This window comes from Chitinophaga sancti, assembly GCF_034087045.1.
Classification (GTDB): domain Bacteria; phylum Bacteroidota; class Bacteroidia; order Chitinophagales; family Chitinophagaceae; genus Chitinophaga; species Chitinophaga sancti_B.
The window spans coordinates 5,760,839-5,782,113 of the sequence record NZ_CP139247.1; the positions used below are offsets into that span (position 1 = coordinate 5,760,839).

The 21,275-nt window shown below is 43.8% G+C and carries 19 protein-coding genes; 6 read left to right on the forward strand and 13 right to left on the reverse strand.

Going from position 1 to position 21,275, the window contains the following annotated elements:
* The first annotated feature begins 7 nt into the window (after positions 1-7).
* Positions 8-1,483 (forward strand): M28 family metallopeptidase, encoded by a 1,476-nt coding sequence (locus SIO70_RS23330; protein ID WP_320574799.1) that lies wholly within the window; start codon positions 8-10, stop codon positions 1,481-1,483.
* Here the strand turns inward: SIO70_RS23330 and SIO70_RS23335 are convergent.
* From SIO70_RS23335 to SIO70_RS23355, 5 genes are all read right to left on the reverse strand, one after another.
* Positions 1,467-1,760 carry a hypothetical protein gene (locus SIO70_RS23335; RefSeq protein ID WP_320574801.1) on the reverse strand — a complete coding sequence of 98 codons (294 nt, stop codon included), beginning with the start codon at positions 1,758-1,760 and terminating at the stop codon, positions 1,467-1,469. The two genes, SIO70_RS23330 and SIO70_RS23335, sit on opposite strands and share 17 nt — an antisense overlap.
* 97 nt (positions 1,761-1,857) lie before the next feature.
* Positions 1,858-4,089, reverse strand: a complete 2,232-nt coding sequence (locus SIO70_RS23340; protein WP_320574802.1) for a glycoside hydrolase family 3 N-terminal domain-containing protein — start codon at positions 4,087-4,089, stop codon at positions 1,858-1,860.
* Between the two features lie 9 nt (positions 4,090-4,098).
* Positions 4,099-5,382, reverse strand: coding sequence for a glycoside hydrolase 5 family protein (locus SIO70_RS23345; protein WP_320574804.1), 1,284 nt, complete (start codon positions 5,380-5,382; stop codon positions 4,099-4,101).
* Between the two features lie 554 nt (positions 5,383-5,936).
* Positions 5,937-6,458 carry a hypothetical protein gene (locus SIO70_RS23350; RefSeq protein ID WP_320574806.1) on the reverse strand — a complete coding sequence of 174 codons (522 nt, stop codon included), beginning with the start codon at positions 6,456-6,458 and terminating at the stop codon, positions 5,937-5,939.
* 547 nt (positions 6,459-7,005) lie between these two features.
* The gene (locus SIO70_RS23355; RefSeq protein ID WP_320574807.1) at positions 7,006-8,022 is read right to left on the reverse strand and encodes a proline iminopeptidase-family hydrolase; all 1,017 of its coding nucleotides are present in this window, start codon (positions 8,020-8,022) and stop codon (positions 7,006-7,008) included.
* Positions 8,023-8,405: 383 nt separating this feature from the next.
* Here SIO70_RS23355 and SIO70_RS23360 point away from each other — a divergent pair, with 383 nt between their 5' ends.
* On the forward strand, positions 8,406-8,690 hold the full coding sequence (locus SIO70_RS23360; protein WP_320574808.1) for a pyrimidine/purine nucleoside phosphorylase: 285 nt from the start codon (positions 8,406-8,408) through the stop codon (positions 8,688-8,690).
* Between the two features lie 290 nt (positions 8,691-8,980).
* On the opposite strand, the gene SIO70_RS23365 is transcribed toward SIO70_RS23360, so the two are convergent.
* A complete protein-coding gene (locus SIO70_RS23365; protein WP_320574810.1) occupies positions 8,981-9,382 on the reverse strand; it encodes an NUDIX domain-containing protein in 402 nt (133 codons plus the stop codon).
* Positions 9,383-9,628: 246 nt separating this feature from the next.
* On the opposite strand from SIO70_RS23365, the gene SIO70_RS23370 reads away from it, so the two are divergent.
* The 3 genes from SIO70_RS23370 (at position 9,629) to SIO70_RS23380 (ending at position 11,555) form a co-directional block, all read left to right on the forward strand.
* Positions 9,629-9,826 (forward strand): hypothetical protein, encoded by a 198-nt coding sequence (locus SIO70_RS23370; protein WP_320574812.1) that lies wholly within the window; start codon positions 9,629-9,631, stop codon positions 9,824-9,826.
* Between the two features lie 17 nt (positions 9,827-9,843).
* Positions 9,844-10,239 (forward strand): hypothetical protein, encoded by a 396-nt coding sequence (locus tag SIO70_RS23375; protein ID WP_320574814.1) that lies wholly within the window; start codon positions 9,844-9,846, stop codon positions 10,237-10,239.
* Positions 10,240-10,355: 116 nt separating this feature from the next.
* Positions 10,356-11,555: an NAD(P)-dependent oxidoreductase gene (locus SIO70_RS23380; RefSeq protein ID WP_320574816.1), complete on the forward strand. Its 1,200-nt coding sequence runs from the start codon at positions 10,356-10,358 to the stop codon at positions 11,553-11,555.
* A gap of 48 nt (positions 11,556-11,603) precedes the next feature.
* Here the strand turns inward: SIO70_RS23380 and SIO70_RS23385 are convergent, their stop codons facing one another.
* From SIO70_RS23385 to SIO70_RS23405, 5 genes are all read right to left on the reverse strand, one after another.
* Positions 11,604-12,104 (reverse strand): hypothetical protein, encoded by a 501-nt coding sequence (locus tag SIO70_RS23385; RefSeq protein WP_320574817.1) that lies wholly within the window; start codon positions 12,102-12,104, stop codon positions 11,604-11,606.
* A gap of 320 nt (positions 12,105-12,424) precedes the next feature.
* Positions 12,425-13,474, reverse strand: coding sequence for a mechanosensitive ion channel family protein (locus tag SIO70_RS23390; RefSeq protein WP_320574819.1), 1,050 nt, complete (start codon positions 13,472-13,474; stop codon positions 12,425-12,427).
* Positions 13,475-13,495: 21 nt separating this feature from the next.
* Entirely contained in the window at positions 13,496-14,320 is an 825-nt protein-coding gene (locus tag SIO70_RS23395) for a tRNA1(Val) (adenine(37)-N6)-methyltransferase (RefSeq protein ID WP_320574820.1), read from the reverse strand.
* Positions 14,321-14,322: 2 nt separating this feature from the next.
* On the reverse strand, positions 14,323-15,327 hold the full coding sequence (gene tsaD, locus SIO70_RS23400; RefSeq protein ID WP_320574823.1) for a tRNA (adenosine(37)-N6)-threonylcarbamoyltransferase complex transferase subunit TsaD: 1,005 nt from the start codon (positions 15,325-15,327) through the stop codon (positions 14,323-14,325).
* Between the two features lie 194 nt (positions 15,328-15,521).
* Positions 15,522-16,829, reverse strand: a complete 1,308-nt coding sequence (locus SIO70_RS23405; protein WP_320574825.1) for an ABC transporter permease — start codon at positions 16,827-16,829, stop codon at positions 15,522-15,524.
* A gap of 47 nt (positions 16,830-16,876) precedes the next feature.
* On the opposite strand from SIO70_RS23405, the gene SIO70_RS23410 reads away from it, so the two are divergent.
* Positions 16,877-18,460, forward strand: a complete 1,584-nt coding sequence (locus SIO70_RS23410; RefSeq protein ID WP_320574827.1) for a peptide chain release factor 3 — start codon at positions 16,877-16,879, stop codon at positions 18,458-18,460.
* Positions 18,461-18,727: 267 nt separating this feature from the next.
* Here the strand turns inward: SIO70_RS23410 and SIO70_RS23415 are convergent, their stop codons facing one another.
* Both SIO70_RS23415 and SIO70_RS23420 read right to left on the reverse strand, forming a co-directional pair.
* Complete coding sequence (locus SIO70_RS23415) at positions 18,728-19,213, reverse strand: DUF6265 family protein (protein ID WP_320574829.1); 486 nt, start codon at positions 19,211-19,213, stop codon at positions 18,728-18,730.
* On the reverse strand, positions 19,185-21,110 hold the full coding sequence (locus SIO70_RS23420) for a menaquinone biosynthesis decarboxylase (protein WP_320574831.1): 1,926 nt from the start codon (positions 21,108-21,110) through the stop codon (positions 19,185-19,187). The genes SIO70_RS23415 and SIO70_RS23420 overlap by 29 nt, the downstream gene beginning before the upstream one ends.
* Positions 21,111-21,275 lie beyond the last annotated feature (165 nt).

Sequence of the window (21,275 nt, forward strand, 5' to 3'; positions counted from 1 at the left end):
TAACCATATGAGAAAAGATATTTTTCTATTTTCTTTTAGTACACTCCTGTGCATTGCCGGACAGGTAAATTCACAATCAAAAAAAGCACCCATTGACGCTATTCAACAGGCAGAAATAAAACGCGACCTCTTTACCCTCGCCGGCGATCACTTCAGAGGCCGTGAAGCAGGCACCCTGGATGAATTAAAAGCATCCATGTGGGTAGCAGAACAAGCACGCAAAGCGGGCCTGGAACCCGCTGGTGACGATGGCACTTATTTCCAGTTTTATTCTTTATTACGCGAACGTGTAAATGATCATAGCACCGTAAAGATCGGCGACCGCACATTCTCTCTCTGGAAAGACATGATCGTATGGGAACCAGGCTTTGCTTCGGTAGATGCTCCCATCGTATTTATAAATGATCCCTTAACAGTGGATGAAGCTACTGTAAAAGGAAAGGTCGTAGCTCTACAATTCACCGAACAGGATCTGACCGACCCACGCAAAATTATTCCATGGAGATACGTAACGCTTGTTGTACAAAACTGCGTCAAAAAAATCGCAGCAAAAGGTGCAAAGGCAATTATATTTGTTTCAGATGACAGAGCACAACAAGCCTGGTCCAGGGCCATTCAGGACCGTATGCGTGGCACCTACCGCATAGAAGGCAGACCATCCCGGCAATTATTGAACGGTATTCCTATTATCTGGGTAGGTGCTGATGCACTGGACCTGGTGCGTGTGCCAAATCAACAATTTAAGGCAAACGTATATGCGGAAGCATTCTCTTATCCATCTGTGAATGTAGTAGCGAAAGTGAAAGGTAGTGATCCTAAACTGGCCAATGAATATGTATTGTTCAGCGGTCACACAGACCATGATGGGGTACGCAACATTGAACCCGGAAAAGATTCCATCTTAAATGGAGCAGATGACAATGCAACCGCCTGCGTGGCGCTGCTGGCCATCGGCCGTGCGTTTCACCAACAACCTGGTAAACGTAGTGCCCTGTTCGTATGGCATGGCGCAGAAGAACGTGGACTACTGGGTAGTTATTATTTTGCAGAACACCCTACTGTGCCACAGCAATCGCTGGTAGCCGTACTGAATGCTGATATGATAGGCATGAATGCACCTGACAGTGCAGGTTTACTAGGCATCACACCTCCACATCTGAACTCATCAGACCTGGCAAATATCGCGCTGGCAGAAAATGCCAAAGGGCCAAAATTCAAGCTGGATATTGAATGGGACAAAGCGTCCCATTTTGAAGGATTCTATTTCCGCAGCGACCACTTACCATATGTGAGAAAGAATATTCCTGCTATTTTCTTCACTACGCTCACGCATCCGCGTTATCACACACCAGCTGATGAAGCTGCAACTATCAATGTTGAGAAGCTAACGAAAATGACGCGCTGGATGTATGCAACAGGTTTAGGGGTAGCAAATACGGCCAACAGACCCAAAATTGTAGATGGATTTAAGCTGGAAAAATAGATATTAATATAGGAAGAGAGGTTGCTTCAAAAGTATTGATGACAGCCTCTTTTCCCTGAAAATTGTTTTCATCCCCCGTTGGTGAACTCCCTCTTTCATGAATGTTTTCCCTGAAAATGGTTTTCATCCCCGTTGGTGAACTCCCTCTTTCATGAATGTTTTCCCTGAAAATTGTTTTCATCCCCGTTAGTGAACTCCCTCTTTCATGAATGTTTTCCCTGAAAATTGTTTTCATCCCCGTTAGTGAACTCCCTCTTTCATGAATGTTTTTATTCATGATACCTATTGATTGGTTTTATTTCTTAACTGGCTCGTAATTCAGTTTTTCTGATATTTAACAAGGGAAGCCGGTGCTACGGCTTCCCTTGTTATTATTACTCATATTTAAACGCCGCTTTCAATCCTCCTACAGAAACGGAGAAATCACCCGGCTCTGTCACCCGCTGTAATTGTGCATTGATAAAAGAAAGTCTTTCTTTATCTATTGTAAAAGAAACGGTCTTTTTCTGGCCCGGCTGCAGTTCAATTTTTTCAAATGCCCGCAAACGTTTTACTTCAGGCGTAATAGAAGCGACTTCATCACTTACGTATAATAATACCGCCTCTTTACCCGCTACCTTCCCGGTATTGGTCACATCGACCGTGATGGTAATTGCTTTTGCAGCTGTCAAATTTGTATTGCTGAGTGTAAGATTGGCATAAGAGAATTGCGTATAACTCAACCCATATCCAAATTCCCACTGTGGATTGTATCCTGCCATTTCATCAAACTGCAATGTCTCAGTATATTTATGATAATAGTTGATCAGGCTATTGGTAGAACGGGGATAGGTATAAGGCAGCTTTCCGGAAGGATTGATCTTACCAGCCAGCACATCTGCAATCACATTTCCCCCTTCATTTCCTGACAGGTAGGAATGAACGACTGCAGCACTCAGCGGCTCGATTGAAGAGATGATACGTGGACGACCTTCGGTCAATACAAACACAATAGGTTTGCCAGTCGCAGATAAAGCACGGGTCAGTTCAATCTGTGAATCAGATATCCTCAGATCGCCAATATTGCCCGGTGTTTCGGTATAACTGGTTTCCCCAATACAAAGTACGATCACATCCACATTGGCCGCCTTGGATACCGCATCCCTGATATCGAGTGTTTTATCAAAATCAACGCCTGCACTATATACTACATTAGCAGCGCCAAATACATGCTGCATCGCTTCGAGTATGGTGTTCTTATCCTTTTCAGTTTCATCGCTGGTAATACCCTGCCAGATACGAGACCATCCACCATTTAATGAACGCATTGAATTGGCAGAAGGACCTGCTACCAATATCTTTTTGCCCGGTGTCAACGGCAGGATGTTATTTGTGTTTTTCAGCAAAGTGATACACTCTGCAGCCAGGTCATAATTTAGTTTATTATGCGCTTCGCCGTTAAATAATGGATAGTCGCTGGCTTTGCCTACCGGGTTATCAAAAAGACCGGTTTCAAATTTCACTTTCAGTATTCTTTTTACCGCATCATCGATACGAGACATAGGGATCTTCCCTTCTTTTACCAGTTCTATAAGGTCGGTAGTAAAAGTGTAATCTGTAGGCACCATGCTCATATCAATACCGGCATTAATAGCAATCATCACCGCTTCTTTATTGTCCTTTGCTATTCTGTGACGTTGATAAAGATATTCGATATCCTGCCAGTCGCTCACTACCAGTCCCTTGAATCCCAGTTCACCTTTCAGGATATCAGTTAAAATATGTTTGTTGGCATGCACAGGCACCCCATTTATTTCCGCGCTGTTTACCATCACACTCTTTGCACCTGCTTTTACTGCGGCGGCAAACTGAGGCAGGAAGTATTCACGCATCTCTCTTTCAGGTATCCAGGCTGGGGTACGATCATGTCCGCTTAAAGGCATGCTATAACCCATATAATGTTTCAGACAGGCAGCAACGTGGTATTTGTCGGTTACGACATCATCGCCCTGGTATCCCTGTACCACGGCTTTGCCCATTTCGATGACCAGGTAGGGGTCTTCACCATAGGTCTCCCATATACGGGGCCATACAGGCTGACGGCCAAGATCCAGCACCGGACTAAAATTCCAGGGAATAAATGAAGCACGTGTTTCATAAGCAGTAACAGCTGCAGCCTTTTTAGCCATGGCAGGATTAAAAGAAGCCGCTTGTGCAATCTGCTGAGGGAACATCACGGAATTTAAAGTATAATTATTCCCCCTGATGGCGTCAATGCCATACAGAACGGGTATTTTAAGACGTTCCTGCAAAGCAATTTTCTGGATAGTCTCAATCCTGCTCCTCCAGACTTCTACCGTTTGTGCATAGCCACCTACATTCAGAATAGAACCTACTTTATATTTTTTGATGGCTTCCTCTAATTTGGCCATGTCAAATTCATGAGGCTCGTTCACCTGACCATTTGTAGTTTTCAAAAAAGCTTCCACACTGATCTGGGTCATCTGTCCTGCTTTTTCTTCGAGTGTCATTTTCGCTACCAGCGACGCTACCTTCTGATCGATGGATTGGCTATACCCATTGAAGGTGGCCGCAGTAATTGCAACAGATAAAAGTAATTTTTTCATAAGTGTCATTTAATTTAATATATAGGAACGGATGATTTTCCAGGTGAGGGTATCAGCATCGAAAACGGAATTTAAACCCTGTTCTTCCTGTGGGGGATCGCCCATGAAGTCATCACCTTCTTTCCAGAATAATTGCCCGGGAACCGGCCTTGCAGTGCCGGCAAACGCCCAGAAATTACATCCTGCAATAGCACCTCCCTGTTTACGGCTTGTGGCCCATTCAGCAAAAACACCATTGTACAATTGATTACGTGAATAAACTGAAGTTGCCGGATCAAATGAATGCTGATCACGGGGCAAGCCAAATTCTTCTACTACCAGTGGCTTATTCAGCTCAATAGCGATGACTTCATGTTGCCGGATGTATTGTTGGGTCTTCACTATCAATTCGGGCAAACTGTTGGCAATGCTGGTATCCCTAAACCATCCCCAGTTCTTGGGCCAGATATGCAATGTTAAATAATCGACTTCTTTAGGTTGATGAATGGCTTTAAACAGGTCCGCAGATTCATCTGTGCCCATAATACCCTCAGTACCCAGGGTGACCAGGTGATGATGGTCTATGGATTTGATGAACCTGGCCATGGTCAGGGTCCACTCTTTGTATCCCTCTACAGCAGCGGTCATCATGGGTCGTGGTTCATTTGCCAATTCCCAGGTCATGATGGATGGTTCCTCAATATAACGTTGTTTGGTATATTTATTTACATGATTCAGGACCAGGCGTACCTGATTCTCGTAATCTTTCTGGCAGGGAGCACAGGAGTAGAATTTGCTGGTATTTTCCCGAAGGTCATTCCAGTTCAATTTACGCTGCATGACGGAATCAGTGATGATCCCATTCCAACTGAGGTATTGCAAAAAGCCCCCACTCCATTCCCAGTTATTACTCAGGAATAGAACGGCATACATCTTCCTCTTACCCATTTCGTACAGGAGGTAGTCAAGACCGTCTAATATCTCCATATTGAATTTACCCTGCTCATACTGGAAGGCAGGCTTTACCCGCTCTACACCATTGACCAATCCTTTGCCCTCTGTACCTACCAGTACACGGAGGTTGGTGATGCCCTGGCTTTTCAGGAAATCCAATTCTTTTTGCAGGCGTTCCTTCCCGTTTTTTTGCAGGGCGAGCAAACTGCCGTACCAGTAGTTCGTGCCGATGTAGTAGTAAGGTTTGTTGTGAAGGAAGAACTGATGCCCGGACTTTGTAATAAATCCCTGTTGGGCGGAGGCTTTGGCTGTACATAGCATGAGAAACAGCCAAAGGGCTTTCATTGAAAAACGTGGCATTGGTGATTTTAATTAGTTAACTTTTTCAAATGTAGGTTAACTTATGCCACAGATGTAGTACTTTTTTATCTATTTCATTGCATTTAAATCATAGAATGCATGGGATAAGGTGGTTAGCGGGATGATACTTTTCATGCAAAGGAGGCGCATGAAAGTAACATATTGATTTTAAATTATGTAACTTTATTCATTTTATGGACTATACTTTTAATGTAAACTGGCAGGGAAATGTGGTAGGAGCAATTACTAATCTTTTTCAGGACATGTGATATCTGAGTGGTGATTGGGAAAGATTTGAGACAGCCGAAACTGAAAAATTTGAACAATTGGTAATCAATTTTAACCGGGAAGCTTTTGGGAAAGATCCGGTTGCGTATTCGGTGAAAGTGATTTTATTTAATATAAATCATCCTGAGAGAAGGCCCTATTGTCTGGCTACTGCTCTTAATGAAAATAAAATTTCATTGAGGCATATAATCGCAAAAGATGCGCTGGATAAATTCTTTCCTGGCAGATGATAACCATGTGATATGAAATGGTCCCCCTATATATCCCTATTTTAATGCTTCGAATACTACCGCTGAAGTTCTTGTTTTCCCCACCTTCCGCTTTGATGGCTCCTTTAACTTATTTGTAAAATATAACCCTACCTGTACCGCCATTTCACAGAATAAACGGGCTAGTGCAATCGGGATGTGGAAGAACTGCTGGATTTTACCAACGAATATCTTGTCTGGGTCTGTCTGCTTTATAATACCCAGTTTTCGATCAATCACCCTGATGATCCATAGTGGAAATAATCTGGAGCGTATCTGATCAATAAAATCTGCCATCCTTTCCTTAAAGGTTCTTTTTTTCAGCATCCTGGCAACCTCCGCCCATTGCGTCTCTACACGTAAATCATCCAGCATATCATTGGTATAATTTCCAAGGCCTTCATAGAACTCCGCAATAACTCCCTTGCCCTTACAAGTTTCCTGAAAGACCTTTTCAAGCCATTCTTCTTCAGGATCACTCAGCCCCCCCAACTGCTTTCGCAATAGCAAAGTATAAACGTATTCCTGATCATACTTCATTTAAACTACTATTTTGGTTGATGTACAAGGATACAAAATAAAAAGTCCAATCCGGTTAACGTAAGGTTAACAGCCTTTAAAAATTCAGGTCAGGTGGTTTATAAAAAATCGCCCCCCTACATTAGGATAAAAGGGGATTTTTCCCGTATAGTATCAGGGTTTCCCCCTCAGGGAGATGATTTATCTTTGCTAATAAATTATTAATTAAATAAAAATTCATCCTTTATGGCACATCCCGTTTTAAATGAAGACTGGTCAGATTATGACAACAAAAAGAAGAAAAAAGAGGACCGATTGTTCTTCTCTTGTGAAGAACAATGGGAGGTGGATTATCTCGTAAAAAAACTAAAGCGCTATTACCCCGCCAAAACTGAAACCCAAATCAGGAGCGCAATTGAAAGCTGCTGCAGAACAGTTCGTGCACCAAGGCCGAGAACGGAATTTGTTGCATGTGTAACCAGTAGGTTAGATTCCTGAAGTATCTCCTTACAAGGAAAAGGTCGCCTCAATAAAAACTGAGACGACCTTTTCAAAAATTAATTGCTAATTACTTCTTATCCGCCACAAACTTTCCACCATCCACATCCTTCAAAAAACCCACCAGATTCGTAAAATACCGCTGCTGATCATCATACATAGACATATGAGACCCATTCGGACACAAATACAATCTGCTATTCGGCAATAACTGCGCTTCCCGCTTCATACCCTCCGGACTCATTTCATCATGCATCCCTCCTAACACCAACACAGGGGTCTTAATATCCGGCAGTTTATCCCAGAATTCCCAGTTCTTAAAATTTCCGGTCACATGAAATTCATCTACTCCCTGCATCTGTATATAAATCGTATGATTCGCCTTCTTAAACGCTCTGAGCAAAGGCTCCGGCCAACTTTCCACTGGCAACCTGCAAATCGCCTGTGTATATAGCTTATTCATCAACAAGTCATTGTACTCAGGCGAGTCATATTTTTTCAATTTATCCAATGAATCATAAACAGCAAGATCCCTTGCTGAGAAGAATTGCGCCTTCAGTTGTTTGGTATAGGTGGTATAATCAATCATCCCGGCTGTCATATTGGATAATACAGCACCTTTAACATGGGATTGATACTTATGCAAGTACTCCATAGCCAGCATGCCGCCCCATGAATGACCAACTATATAAAAACTATCCAGGTGCAGGCCTTTCCGCACCTGTTCTAATTCCTCCACATAATTGGATACCGTCCAAAGGGTGGTGTCGGACGGCTGGTCAGAATTGCCGCATCCTAACTGGTCATAGTAGTAGATCTCCATCCCTTCTTTAGGCAGAAAATTTTCGAAACATTCCATGTAATCATGGCTAAAACCAGGACCTCCGTGTAACAGTAATACTTTAATTTTACCATCACCCACTTTTTTGGTCCATACATGGTATTTACCATCTACTTCGATCAATTTGTTCCCCCCGGTTTTAATTTCGGTTGTGTCTTCAGTACTTGATGTTAGAGCTGGGTTAGTAGCAGGTTGCTTGCAGGCAAAAAAGGACATTGCCGCGAAAACTAAAAGTGTTCTTGTCATGGTTAAATTTATAATACTCCGTAAAATAGGGATTTCCTTGATCTACAGCTAATATTATGTTTCACTGCTATAGTACTAGTACTCAATTTGCCCGGAAATAAACATCCCACCTACTGACCTTCCACCGCCGGCCTTTGCCATTATCAATAAACCAGATGATAACTTTCAGAATCAATATTGCCCAGCAAATCCTGACCGATCTTCAACAACGAATAGCTCATCGCCGACAAATGCCGGCAGGAGCGCACTTTACAGCAGGGGAACACCCTGCGTTACTGGCGGATGATTTGCGGAGGTTCTTTTACCACGCTCCTCTCCCTTTTAGGATTTCAGAAATAATTATTAAATATTAATTTAGCCCCTCAAAATTAAACAACAACACTATGAGTACAGTTTCGCACAATGTATATTTTGAAGGAAAAGTGCAAAGCCTCGGTATCGAAGTAGAAAAAGGGAAAGCAACTGTCGGCGTAATGAAAAAGGGAACGTATGTATTCAACACCGGATCGCCTGAAACAATGGTCATTGTGTTAGGCGAAATGAGTGCAAAAGTGAAAGGTGGTGAGTGGGTGAAATACAAGCAGAACGAGCGTTTTGATGTGTCTGAAAACTCTTCATTTGAAGTAAATTGCGAAACAGATGTAGCATATATCTGTTTCTACAATTAAAATATTTGAATGCCGGAGAGGTAGCCCCCGGCATTCAAATATTTAATTATCAATGTTAATCCTTTATCTATCGACACTCTCCTAAAACTAAAATTTTTGACTATCTTACATTCTCCATTAAAACTCAACCCATGACCCACGTTCTCATTCTCGGAGGCACGAACTTCATTGGCCGCAATCTCATCGAAAAACTAAAAAACTTCCCGCAATACGACCTTACCCTGTTCAACCGTCAGCAAACCGCCCCTGCCCTATTTCCGGATATCAAAACTATCAAAGGTGACATATCCTTATACCAACCCATCCTCCTTCAACTTCCCAAACGCGATCAACACGCCCGGCACCTGCTTCTCCTCCCTCTCATAACTCTCCAGATCAAAAAACCTTACCTCCCCTATCTCCGCCGAAGGCATCACCTCCTGCCTTAACTCATGCAAAAAACAATCCTGCTCCATCATCATATCCACCTCTCCAAATGCCGGCGCCGTTATATGATAATACCACTTCAACTCCTCCAAAGGAATTAATATATTCAACTCCTCCTGCACCTCCCGCTGCATAGCCGCCACTGCCGTCTCTCCTGCATCAATCTTCCCGCCCGGCAAGTACCACGCCTGCTTATTCTTACTAAAAGCCAATAATAACTTCCTGTTTTGGACCACCACCAATCCGGCTGTATATATACATTTCATCCCACAAAGATAAAATCAGAAGGTCAAAATCCACTATTCAAAACTGAAATTACATAAATCATCACTTGTATATACTGCAAATGAAAACTTAGATCCACTAATAGAAAACTGAACTATCAAAAGCCAGGTCAAAAATAAATTGATTGCCCACTTCAAAGAAGATAGATCACTGCCCTATTTTGCAGAGGCGATCATTTTATTTCCCAGAATAATTCCATACCTTTTCACTACTACAATATTTAACCCATGGCTTTAGACTTCACCCAACTAAACAAGGTATTATTCCTGAATGACCTCCATGACAATATTATTGACAGAGATATCGATGGTAGGACGATCACACAACTTTTTACCACTGCGTATATATTAAAACAACTAGCCGGCAAACCCATTGAAATTATTCTGAACGACAGAAGTAGTATTCCGATGGAAAAAAACTCATAACAAACACCAACAAAGGATTGGCCTGGATCGTACTACCATATACATGGGTATTCCAGATCGTGGTGCCGGCGCTCGCCCCCGTTGCTGATTATCTGCTTATAGGTACCTGTATCACAGGTAACTTCCAACTTGTTCCTCTATACCTGCTATATACTTTGCTGGATGTGACAATACCCGCTTATATCCTCTTAAAACAACAGAAAAAACCAGTATTACTTAAATGGCTGGCGTTGCAAAGGTTCTTACTCAGACATCTAATGTTTTGTGCTTTCATACAGATTATGGGGAAGAACAACAACGGCTGGAGTAAAAAACCGGCGGAAGTACCCATGCGACAGTTAATTGCCTTACCACCCTGGTTGCATCTGCATCTGGTAGTTCCAAAATTAATTATTCAGGCAACCCATCGGTGACTAAAAAAATAAGTGGTAGTGCGAAAGTGAGAAAAGCACACTAACTTATCAGACCAGCGTTTTTCTCCGGCCTGTTTATTTTTTCAATATATTTGGCTCCACACCAAATCACCAGTATGTTATATATCGCACTGATTCGGGAAGAAAAACAGCCCCACGATAATCGCGTCGCCTTTACTCCACAACAATGTCAATGGATTGCACATCACTACCCCCAGGTCACCATCGTCGTACAGCCCTCCCCATGGCGCTGCTACAAGGATGAAGAATATGAGAGAGCCGGCATCACGCTGTCAGAAGACCTGTCTCACTGCCAGATCCTGCTTGGTATTAAAGAAGTGCCTGCTGAAAAATTACTGCCAGGTAAGACATATTTATTCTTTTCTCATACACGGAAAAAACAACCACAGAACCAGCAGATGCTGAAAACCATCCTGGAAAAGAAAATCAACCTCATCGATTATGAATGCCTCGTCCATCCCGATGGACAAAGGATATTGGGGTTTGGTTTCTTTGCCGGCGTAGTAGGCGCCCACAATGGTTTGCTGGCTTATGGCCGGAAAACAGGCACGTTCTCACTCACACCGGTCTACGCCTGCCATGATTTTAAAGAACTGATCAACCATTATTTCGGCGCCAAACTACCACCGCTGAAGATTGTGATCACTGGTTCAGGCCGGGTGGCTGCTGGTACCCTGGAAGTAATGGGCTTACTGGGTATTAAATACCTGCCACCAGAAGAGTTCCTGATCAACTCCTACACCTATCCTGTATACACCCAGTTAAAAGCCGGGGAGCTCTACCTGAGAAAGTCCGATAAGACCTACGGCAGGGAAGATTTCCACCTGCACCCTGATCAATATGATTGCCGGTTTATGCCTTTTGTAACGGCATCGGATATTCTCATGAATGGGATCTATTGGGATGAACGCATCCCACCACTGTTCACCTGGGAAGATCTGGCGAAAAGCAACTTCAGGATCAAAGTGATTGCTGATATCACGGATGATACAAATGGATCCGTACCCTGTAACCTGGGTGACTGCACCATTGAGGAGCCGGTATATGGCGTGAACCGGCACACAAGGCAACAAACAGCCCCATACCTGCAGGATACTGTCGATATGATGTGTGTGAGCAATCTGCCAAATGAATTGCCAAGAGATGCCTCGCAGTATTTCGGAGATCAGTTGATGAAGTATGTATTTGATGATTTATTAAAGTCGGAGAGTACAATCATTCACAATGCAACTATTGCCACAAATGGGGCGCTTACAGAACGTTTTAGTTACCTGGAGGATTATGTATCACAATAAAGAAAAAGGCGTCTCAATCGTAATTGAGACGCCTTTTAAGTATATCTTTTAGGCACGCAGCCATTTCTTCATAGGAGGAAAATCTTCTTTGTCACCTTCCTTCGTCATCATGCCCACACTCTGTAACATTAATATTCCTATATAATCATTCATACGACAGCTTTCCATGATATCACTACTGCCACCCCTGTAACCTTCTTCATGAAAAACATAATCAGGGTCTATATCAAGGTGCAGGCAGGCCGCGTATGACCAGGCGATCGCCATAATCTCTTCGGCCTCCCTGTCTTTCCGCTTGATAATCGCATTTTCTGTTAAACGGGAGCGATCCTTAGTAGATACGACGGCAACATGGCCCGCTTCATGGAGTATATCTCCCGGGTATTTCAACGTATTCCTGTCGATAATGATAGTACCATTTTCAATCAGGAAACCCGGTAAAAAACTATCGTCGCCTAAACTCCTGAATATTGTTTGAATGCCGATAGCATTCAGGAAGGTAATACATTTCTCAAATGTGACTATGTCATCATGTTCATTATTATTCATATTCGCGGAAGATACGAATAACCACTGGAAATACCCGTCCAAAGATTATAATGCAAAGAGCGTGTATCAAAAATCAGATACACGCTCTTTTAATTCGGACACCTGGTGGAGAAAATTTTCGTACATCCAATTCTCATGGACTTCCTGTAACTTATGTTATATCCCTTTAAATTCGGACACCTGGTAGAGAGTATTTTCATACATTCAATTCTCATGACCTTCCTGTTACTTATGTTATATCCCCTTTAAATTCGGATACCAGATGCAACCAGATTCCCATTTATGCCATCCTCAGGAGTTCCATTTATTTATGATATCCATTAATTATTATTCGCATTGAATATCGTCTGTGTCGGATAGGCAAACTGAATACCACGCTTCGCAAACTCTCTGAAAATAGCCAGGTTGATCACCTGTTGTATATCCATATACTTATTATAATCACCTGTCAGTACATTGTACACCACCTCAAATTTCAGACTATACGCCCCATAAGTCGCAAAATGCGCCCTGTCAAATGCAATGCCTTCCTGGGCGGTGATGATCGTTTTTAAAATAGCAGGTATCTCTTCTAACACATCGGCAGGAGTTTCATACACCACATCCAGCACAAATGCAATCCTGCGCTTCTCCATTCTTTTGAAGTTGTGAATGCGTGAGTCTGTCAATTGCTTGTTAGAAAAGATCATTTCCTCACCACTGGTGCTACGGATACGGGTTGTCTTTACACCGATCTCCATCACCGTGCCACTCTTGTCTCCTACCAGTATTGCATCACCTATCTCGAAAGGTCTGTCAAAGAAGATCACGAAATAACAAAACAAATCACTCAATATGTTCTGTGAAGCCAGTGCAATAGCCACACCACCAATACCCAAACTCGTGATGATCGTTGTCACATTGTACCCGAAATTATCCAGCAGGAACACGATCGCAATACACCATAATACAAGGTTGATGATCATCAATATCCCCTTCACTTCACTCCTTTTTGCATCTGCATAGGATCGCTTTTGTAAATAAGAGAGCAATGCATATTCGATGAGCATTGTCAACATCCGCAACACGAAAAAGGTATTGATCAATATCATCACACCATGCATTCCATTCGCCAGCTTTACCGGCAATGTGAGGTAATGAATACCACCATAAATCACCGAGATATACAGCGCCGGCATTATGGCCCGGTCTATGACGCTGATGATAAAATCATCTACTGTATTGACGGTTTTTTCCGCCCATTTTCTTAACCTGTGTAATACGATACTTTTGATAATGCGGAGTGCTATCAACCCAATTACGATAACTCCAAACGCGATGATATAGGCATACAAAGTATTCCCCCAAAAGATCTGATTTAAACCTTCCATGCTGTGATGTTCTAACTAAATTTATAAATACAAATAATAAGGCTGTAACAATGCCTTGAATGCCGCTGTGTAATCATTGCCTGCTTCCTTAATGGCCATTACTTCTTCATCGCGGGGTGTTTCTTCCCGGCCGAAAATAGCGATGGTGCGGAATTTGTCATGATTTACACTTTGCTTTACGTGTAGTACTTTGCGGGAATAAAATCCTTTTTGTGTGGCTAATACTTCAAAAGTGGCATAAGGCTTATAGGGTAACAAAACGGAGAAAACGCCTGATAAAGACAAATTTTTATCAATCACATCCAGTAATGCTGAGTAATTCAACGTGGTGGTGTGCATGGCCTGATTTCTTAATTGATCAGGACTTTTTAAGTCTGATTCATAAAAAGGAGGATTGGTGATAATGAGGTCGTATTTTACCTCCAATGATAATGTGCGGGCATCACCGGTTAGGATATTTAATTTTGAAGCCCAGGGAGATTCGGCAAAATTTCGTTTTGCCTGGCCTGCGGCCGCAACATCGAGTTCGATGGCAGTAATAGACGCTTCGCTAAATCTTTGCGCAAGCATCAGACTCAATAATCCCGTACCTGCCCCAATATCTAAAATACGAGGCGCCGGTAAAACTTTCCCTGAAGAAATATCAGCACTTACAAATGCCTTCCCTGAAGTAAGATCAGCACTCACCGCCTCTTTTTGTTGTGGAACGCCTCCACCAAACAATCCCTCTTCTACTACATACCAACCCGTATACGCCCCCTGCAAACAGGCATCTGTGCACACTTTCATGGCACAATCTTCCTGATTCACCGTAAACTCCTTGAAACGAAAAAATTGATTCGCCATACTTAAAATGCTGCTCTTGCACCTGGTACCGCATCCAGTCCTACAAACTCCTTTGCCTGGTATTTATAATATGCAGTGATCGCGATCATAGCTGCATTGTCCGTACAATATTCAAACTTAGGAATGTAAGTATTCCAGCCAAACTTCCCGCCATAGGTTTGCAACGCCAATCTCAAACCTGAGTTCGCACTCACTCCACCGGCAATGCCGATCTCTTTTATACCCGTCTCCTTCGAAGCCTTCACCAGTTTATTCATGAGAATACTAACTATCCTGTGCTGAATAGACGCACATATATCCGCCATATTTTGCTGCACAAAATCAGGATCCAGCCTGGTTTTTTCCTGCAGGAAATAAAGAATAGCCGTCTTCAGCCCGCTAAAACTGAAATTTAGCTCAGGGATCTGTGGCTCAGGGAATTTAAACCGGGTCGGGTCCCCCAGTTTCGCATATTTATCAATCAAAGGACCACCCGGATAAGGCAAACCCAGTAATTTCGCACTCTTATCAAATGCCTCTCCTGCTGCATCATCCATGGTTTCTCCAATCACTTTCATTTGCAGCGGACTATCTACCCGCACAATTTGTGTGTGCCCACCAGATACCGTGAGACACAAAAACGGAAATGAAGGAATGGGATCTTCGATGAAATTGGCCAGCACGTGGGCCTGCATATGGTGAACGGCAATGAGCGGTTTATTCAGCGCCAGCGCCAGTGACTTGGCAAAACAACTACCTACCAGCAGTGCACCGATCAGGCCGGGAGCCTGGGTGAAAGCAATGGCGTCCAGTTCGTCCTTACGTATACCTGCCTGTTTAAGGGCATAATCTACCACCGGAACGATATTTTCCTGGTGAGCACGGGAAGCCAGTTCCGGCACTACACCACCATATTGCTCATGAATAGTCTGGTTAGCTATATAATTGGAAAGGATCTTTCCATCTACCAGTACAGAAGCACTGGTTTCATCACAAGACGACTCTATCGCGAGTATTTTTACTGACATGGATGCAAAACTAAAAAGAAAATCCGCTTCTGCCTAAAGGCGAAGCGGATTTTTGAAGGGGACATCCTTCTATCTGAATGAAATCTTCTATCAGCGTGAATTCTTCTATCTGAGTGAGATTTCTATCTGAATAAATCTTCTATCTGAATGAAATTTCTATCCGAATTGAATTTTCTACCTGAACAAAAGTCACGTCACGTACTCCTGATCGCTACCACCGGGTCCAGCTTCGAAGCCGACCAAGCCGGAATAAACCCGGCTATCACCCCCACCACCGTACTCACACTCAATCCTATTATAATATTCTTCAGCGTCAGCGCCACCGGAAAAACATCAAACATATTCAACACCAACGTAATCATGTACACCAGCAACAAACCCAATCCACCTCCCACCAGGCACAACATAATCGCTTCCAGCAAGAATTCCATCAAAATCACCTTCTTCCTGGCCCCAATGGCTTTCTTCAACCCAATGATATTCGTCCGTTCCTTCACCGTCACAAACATAATATTCGCAATCCCAAACCCACCTACTATCAGCGCAAACATCGCTATTATAATCCCTCCTATATTGATCTTGACAAAGATACTTTCCAGGTTCCCGGACGCCGATGTAATCTCATTCAATGAAAAATCATCTTCCTCCGTAGGCCGCAACCGGCGAATAGCCCGCATTACCCCGGTCAGCTCATCCTTCATCTCTTTTACGGATACCCCCGGCTTTGCCTTTACCGTTATAAACGGATCTCCATACAACCGCTCATCTACCACCGTTTTGCCAAAGGCATACGGCACCATCACTGTATTATCATAATTGATAGCATCCATACCAGAACCTTTTTTCTTCAGTACCCCAATCACCTTAACTGGCCTGCCCGCTACCCGGATCACCTTGCCCAGGGCCGCCTCCGGACTCCCAAACAATCCATCCCAGATATTTCCTCCCAGGATGGCCACATTCGCCCCGTCATTCTCCTTGCCGGCAAAATACCGGCCTCCAATGATCTTCAGGGACTGAATTTTAATATAATCTTCTGTAACGGGTAGGAACTCCACCCCTTCCATAGATTCGCTTTTATAATCTATCCGCTTATTGCCAGATGAAAATGCAAATGCCGCAAACTGCACTGTATGGGTCTTTTCCGTCATATATCGCAGCTCTTTGTACTCAGGCTGCGGACGGTTCACAAATTTCCACCACGGCATATCCGGACCGCCATCCCATGGCCACTTCTGGATAAAGATCACATCAGAACCCAAGGCTTCCAGGCCTTTGCGGATATTACTTTCCAAACTATTTGTTGCAGTAAAAACAGCGATGATACAGAATATACCAATTGTGATTCCTAAAAGAGATAAAAACGTACGGAGCTTGTTCATTCTGAGCTCCTGGGCCGCCATTTTCAGGCTACTCCATAATATTTTAATCGTGGCAATCATAGCGTTGTGGCAATCATAGATTAAATGTAAAGTAATGATAAATTGTGAGATTACATCCATTTCACAATTCATTCGTACCTTTGCACACATTTTTGGTACAAACGCATATGAAGTACGCAAGCGAAATCAATAAACGAAAGACATTTGCTATTATAGCCCACCCGGATGCCGGTAAAACCACCCTGACGGAAAAATTCCTGCTCTTTGGTGGCGCCATCCAGACTGCGGGCGCCGTAAAGTCTAACAAGATCAAGAAACATACGACCTCCGACTTTATGGAAATCGAACGGCAGCGTGGTATCTCCGTAGCCACCTCCGTGATGACTTTCGAATACCGGGATATGCTGATAAACCTGCTCGATACCCCGGGTCACAAGGACTTCGCAGAAGATACCTACCGTACCCTGACCGCAGTGGACAGCGTTGTGCTGGTCATCGACTGTGTAAAGGGGGTGGAAGAGCAGACAGAACGCCTCATGGAGGTATGCCGTATGCGCGATACCCCGGTGATCATCTTTGTCAATAAGATGGACCGTGACGGTAAAAACCCATTCGACCTGCTGGATGAGCTGGAAGAAAAACTGCGTATCAAGGTTCGCCCTCTGAGCTGGCCTATTAACGGCGGTACAGACTTTAAAGGGGTGTATAACCTGTACAATAAGAGCTTTGTATCCTTTGCGCCTAACAAGAAAGCAACAGATGATGATATCGTTCCACTGTCTGACCTGACAAGTGATTTTATCGATCAGACTTTCAATGCAACGGATGCAGCACAGCTGCGTAACGATGTGGAACTGATTGAAGGTGTGTACGATACCTTTGAGAATACGGAATACCTGGAAGGGAAAATGGCGCCTGTTTTCTTTGGTAGCGCCGTGAATAACTTCGGGGTGAAAGACCTGCTCGATACCTTCGTGGAGATCGCCCCTACACCAAGAGATCGTGAATCAAGCACCCGTCCTGTTCCGGTGGCGGATGATAAATTCAGTGGTTTTATCTTTAAAATTCACGCGAACCTCGATCCGAGACACCGCGATCGTATCGCGTTTTTACGTGTGTGTTCCGGTAAGTTTGAGCGGAATAAATTCTTCCACCATGTAAGGTTAGATAAGGATGTGCGATTCAGTAACCCTTACACCTTCCTGGCACGGGAAAAGAATGTGGTAGATGATGCGTATCCGGGTGATGTGGTTGGTTTGTTTGATACGGGCAACTTTAAGATTGGAGATACGCTGACGGAAGGTGAGAACTTCTATTTTACAGGTATTCCAAGCTTCTCTCCTGAGTTGTTTAAGGAGGTGGTGAATAAGGATCCGATGAAGACAAAACAGTTGGAGAAAGGGTTGAGACAGTTGACGGATGAGGGTGTGGCGCAGTTGTTTACACAGCATGGTGGTAATCGTAAGATTATTGGTTGTGTGGGTGATCTGCAGTTTGAGGTGATACAGTATCGTTTGTTGCAGGAGTATGGAGCGTCTTGTATGTTCAATACTTTGCCTTTTTATAAGGCGTGCTGGATTACAGGGGATAAGGCGAAGGTAGAGGAGTTTATAAGGTTTAAACAGGCGAATGTGGTGGAGGATAAGGATGGACACCTGGTTTATCTGGCACAGAGTGAGTGGTATTTGAATACAGAGCGGACAAATAATCCGGAGGTGGAGTTTCATTTTACTTCTGAAATTCATAAATAAATTTTGGGCGATTGTGTTGCGTGCGAAGCACGCAACACAATCGCCGGGCGGGCATTTGAGGTGAGCAGAGCTCACCTCAAAATGCCCGCAAAAAAATAGCCGCATCCTGTGATCAGGCGCGGCGTTATAATAAATTGTACGACCAACTCAAATGAAGTACAATTGCAGACTGTCCTTAGACTTGTAAAACAACAAGGCAAAGCTATTACAGCTTTGCCTTTGTTATTTATACATTTGGGAAATAGATTTACGCAAGTGGGAAATCCATTATTTCCTTTTGTACTCCAATATGATCTCACTGAATGTCTTCTCCTTCTCCCCTTTATAATGAACTTCCAGTTCATCCTCCTTCTTCCACTTATATACTATCTTCTGCGGATAATCACACTCCGGGTTTTCTGCCACAAAACCATTAGCTTGTATCACCGTTACCTTGAACGGTACCGGCTTCCCACTCTTTGGATCCGACACGGCCACAATACTGAAATACAAATCCTTCCCACTTTTCACCATTTGCATATGATCCATCTCTACACTATCCTTACCGGTTATACGATGTGTCACTCCCTGCCAGGTATTCTCATCCAACTTTGTCCAATACTCTGTAAAAGTACTGTGCTTTGTAGGCATACGCCAATACCCCAGTATATGATCAACGTACTTAAAGTCGGCCGGCTTTACCTGGGCAAAACTGTTATTGCAAAACAATAACAGCAGCAGGTATTTACTGTGGTACCACAGCTTCTTCCCCATACATTTGTGGTTTAAATTTTAGCGATGGCGATGGCAGGAAAGGTCCTATATTTAACGCCGCCCATTTCTCATCTACTTTACGGATCGTCTCGTCATCTGCAACGACGATATTGGGCCAGTCACGCTCAAAACCATCCAGCAGCCTGGTTTTCAGGGTTCCATCCATGCCTACGCCCGCCCATTCTTTACCAGGCTTGCCAGGTACAGGGTTGCGTACTACGAAGCTATCTCTTCTTGGATCCAGGTTATTACAGAAGCGCCACAGGGTAGTTGCCAGATCACTGACATCCACGGTGTGCTCTACAAAAATGATCATCTTGATGCCCAGCATTTCAGGCAGTGCATACAGCTGTTCATTCAGTTCCTTGATATGCAGCGGACGTGCTTTTTGTACGGCAACAAATAAACAAGGAATATCCATGGCCAGCAGACTATCATTGATCCCTTTGATTTCAGGGAAACGTTTTTGCAGTTCTTCTTTATTGATACCGGCAGGTTTGATATCCTGTAAGTGGCTATCCAGAATTTCTTCGTCGTATTTGGTAGTCGCGTCGATACACATCTTACCACCAAAGCCCATTTTAGAGCAGGAGTGGTCCAATACATCCATCGGACCCTGGCTGAAGTAGATGTCTGTACCAGGGTTCAGATGCTTAAACATATATTGCGCCAGTGCTTTGTAATCACTGATAGTAGTGTGCTGATCGGCGACAACAAGGATTTTGTTGAACATCATCTGTCCCGCGCCCCACATAGCATTCATCACTTTCTGCGCCTGACCGGCATAGTCTTTCTTAATCTTGGAAATCACCAGGTTATGGAATACCCCTTCTACCGGCATTTCCATATCGATCATTTCAGGTACCATGGCCATTTTGATAGGCGCAAGGAAAATTCTTTCTGTCGCTTTACCGAGGTAAGCATCTTCCTGGGGAGGGATACCTACAATGGTAGCGGGATATACAGCATCTTTACGATGAGTGATAGCGGTAACATGGAAACGAGGGTACCAGTCTGCCAGGGAGTAGTAACCGGTATGGTCACCAAATGGTCCTTCCCAGATCAGGTCTTCTTCCGGATCTACATATCCTTCTATTACGAAGTCAGCATCAGCAGGCACTTCGATATCTGGCTGAGAGATACATTTTACCAGTTCTACTTTCTGCTTGCGCAGGAAACCCGCCAGCATGTATTCATCCACATTTTCAGGAAGTGGTGCCGTAGCGGAATAGGTATATACAGGATCACCACCGAGTACAACGGCTACCGGCATGCGTTTTTTCAGTGTCTTGTATTCGTTGTAGTGTTTGGCGGATACTTTGTGTTTATGCCAGTGCATACCGGTCATCTGGCCATCAAATACCTGCATACGGTACATGCCGACGTTGCGGATACCGGTGTGCGGGTCTTTGGTGTGGATGACAGGGAGGGTGATGAATGGACCACCATCTTTAGGCCAGCACTGGATAACCGGAATTTTGGTAAGGTCCGGGTTGGACATGATCACTTCCTGGCAGGCGCCTTTGCCGCTGACTACTTTTGGCATCCAGCTGGCGAATTGGCCGAGTTTAGGGAGCATGGCCAGCTTATCGAGAATGCTTTCTTTTGGTTTGGAAAGCATTTTGAAGAGGTCTTCGATCTGGTGGGCTGTATCGTCTAATTCATTGACACCCAATGCCAGGCACATCCTTTTGTAGCTCCCCATGGAGTTCATGAGAACGGGAAAGTCTGTGCCGGTGTTTTCAAAAAGGAGGGCCTTACCCCCACCAGGGGATTTGCTGACGCGGTCAGTGATTTCGGATATTTCCAGGATTGGGTCTACGAAGGTTTTGATACGGACCAGTTCTCCAGCCTTTTCCAGTGTGTCTATGAAGTGTTTTAGATTCTTATATGCCATACGGAGATTCGAAAATTTATGCGAAGGTAAACCCAAAATAAATACTTTTGCCTCCGGCAAAAGTATTTATTTTGATGACGATGACGCTGTGGGCTGGCCTGCCAAAGGCAATCCCCCCACCCTCAAACCACAACCACTTCTCCTTCAAACCACAACCACTTCTCC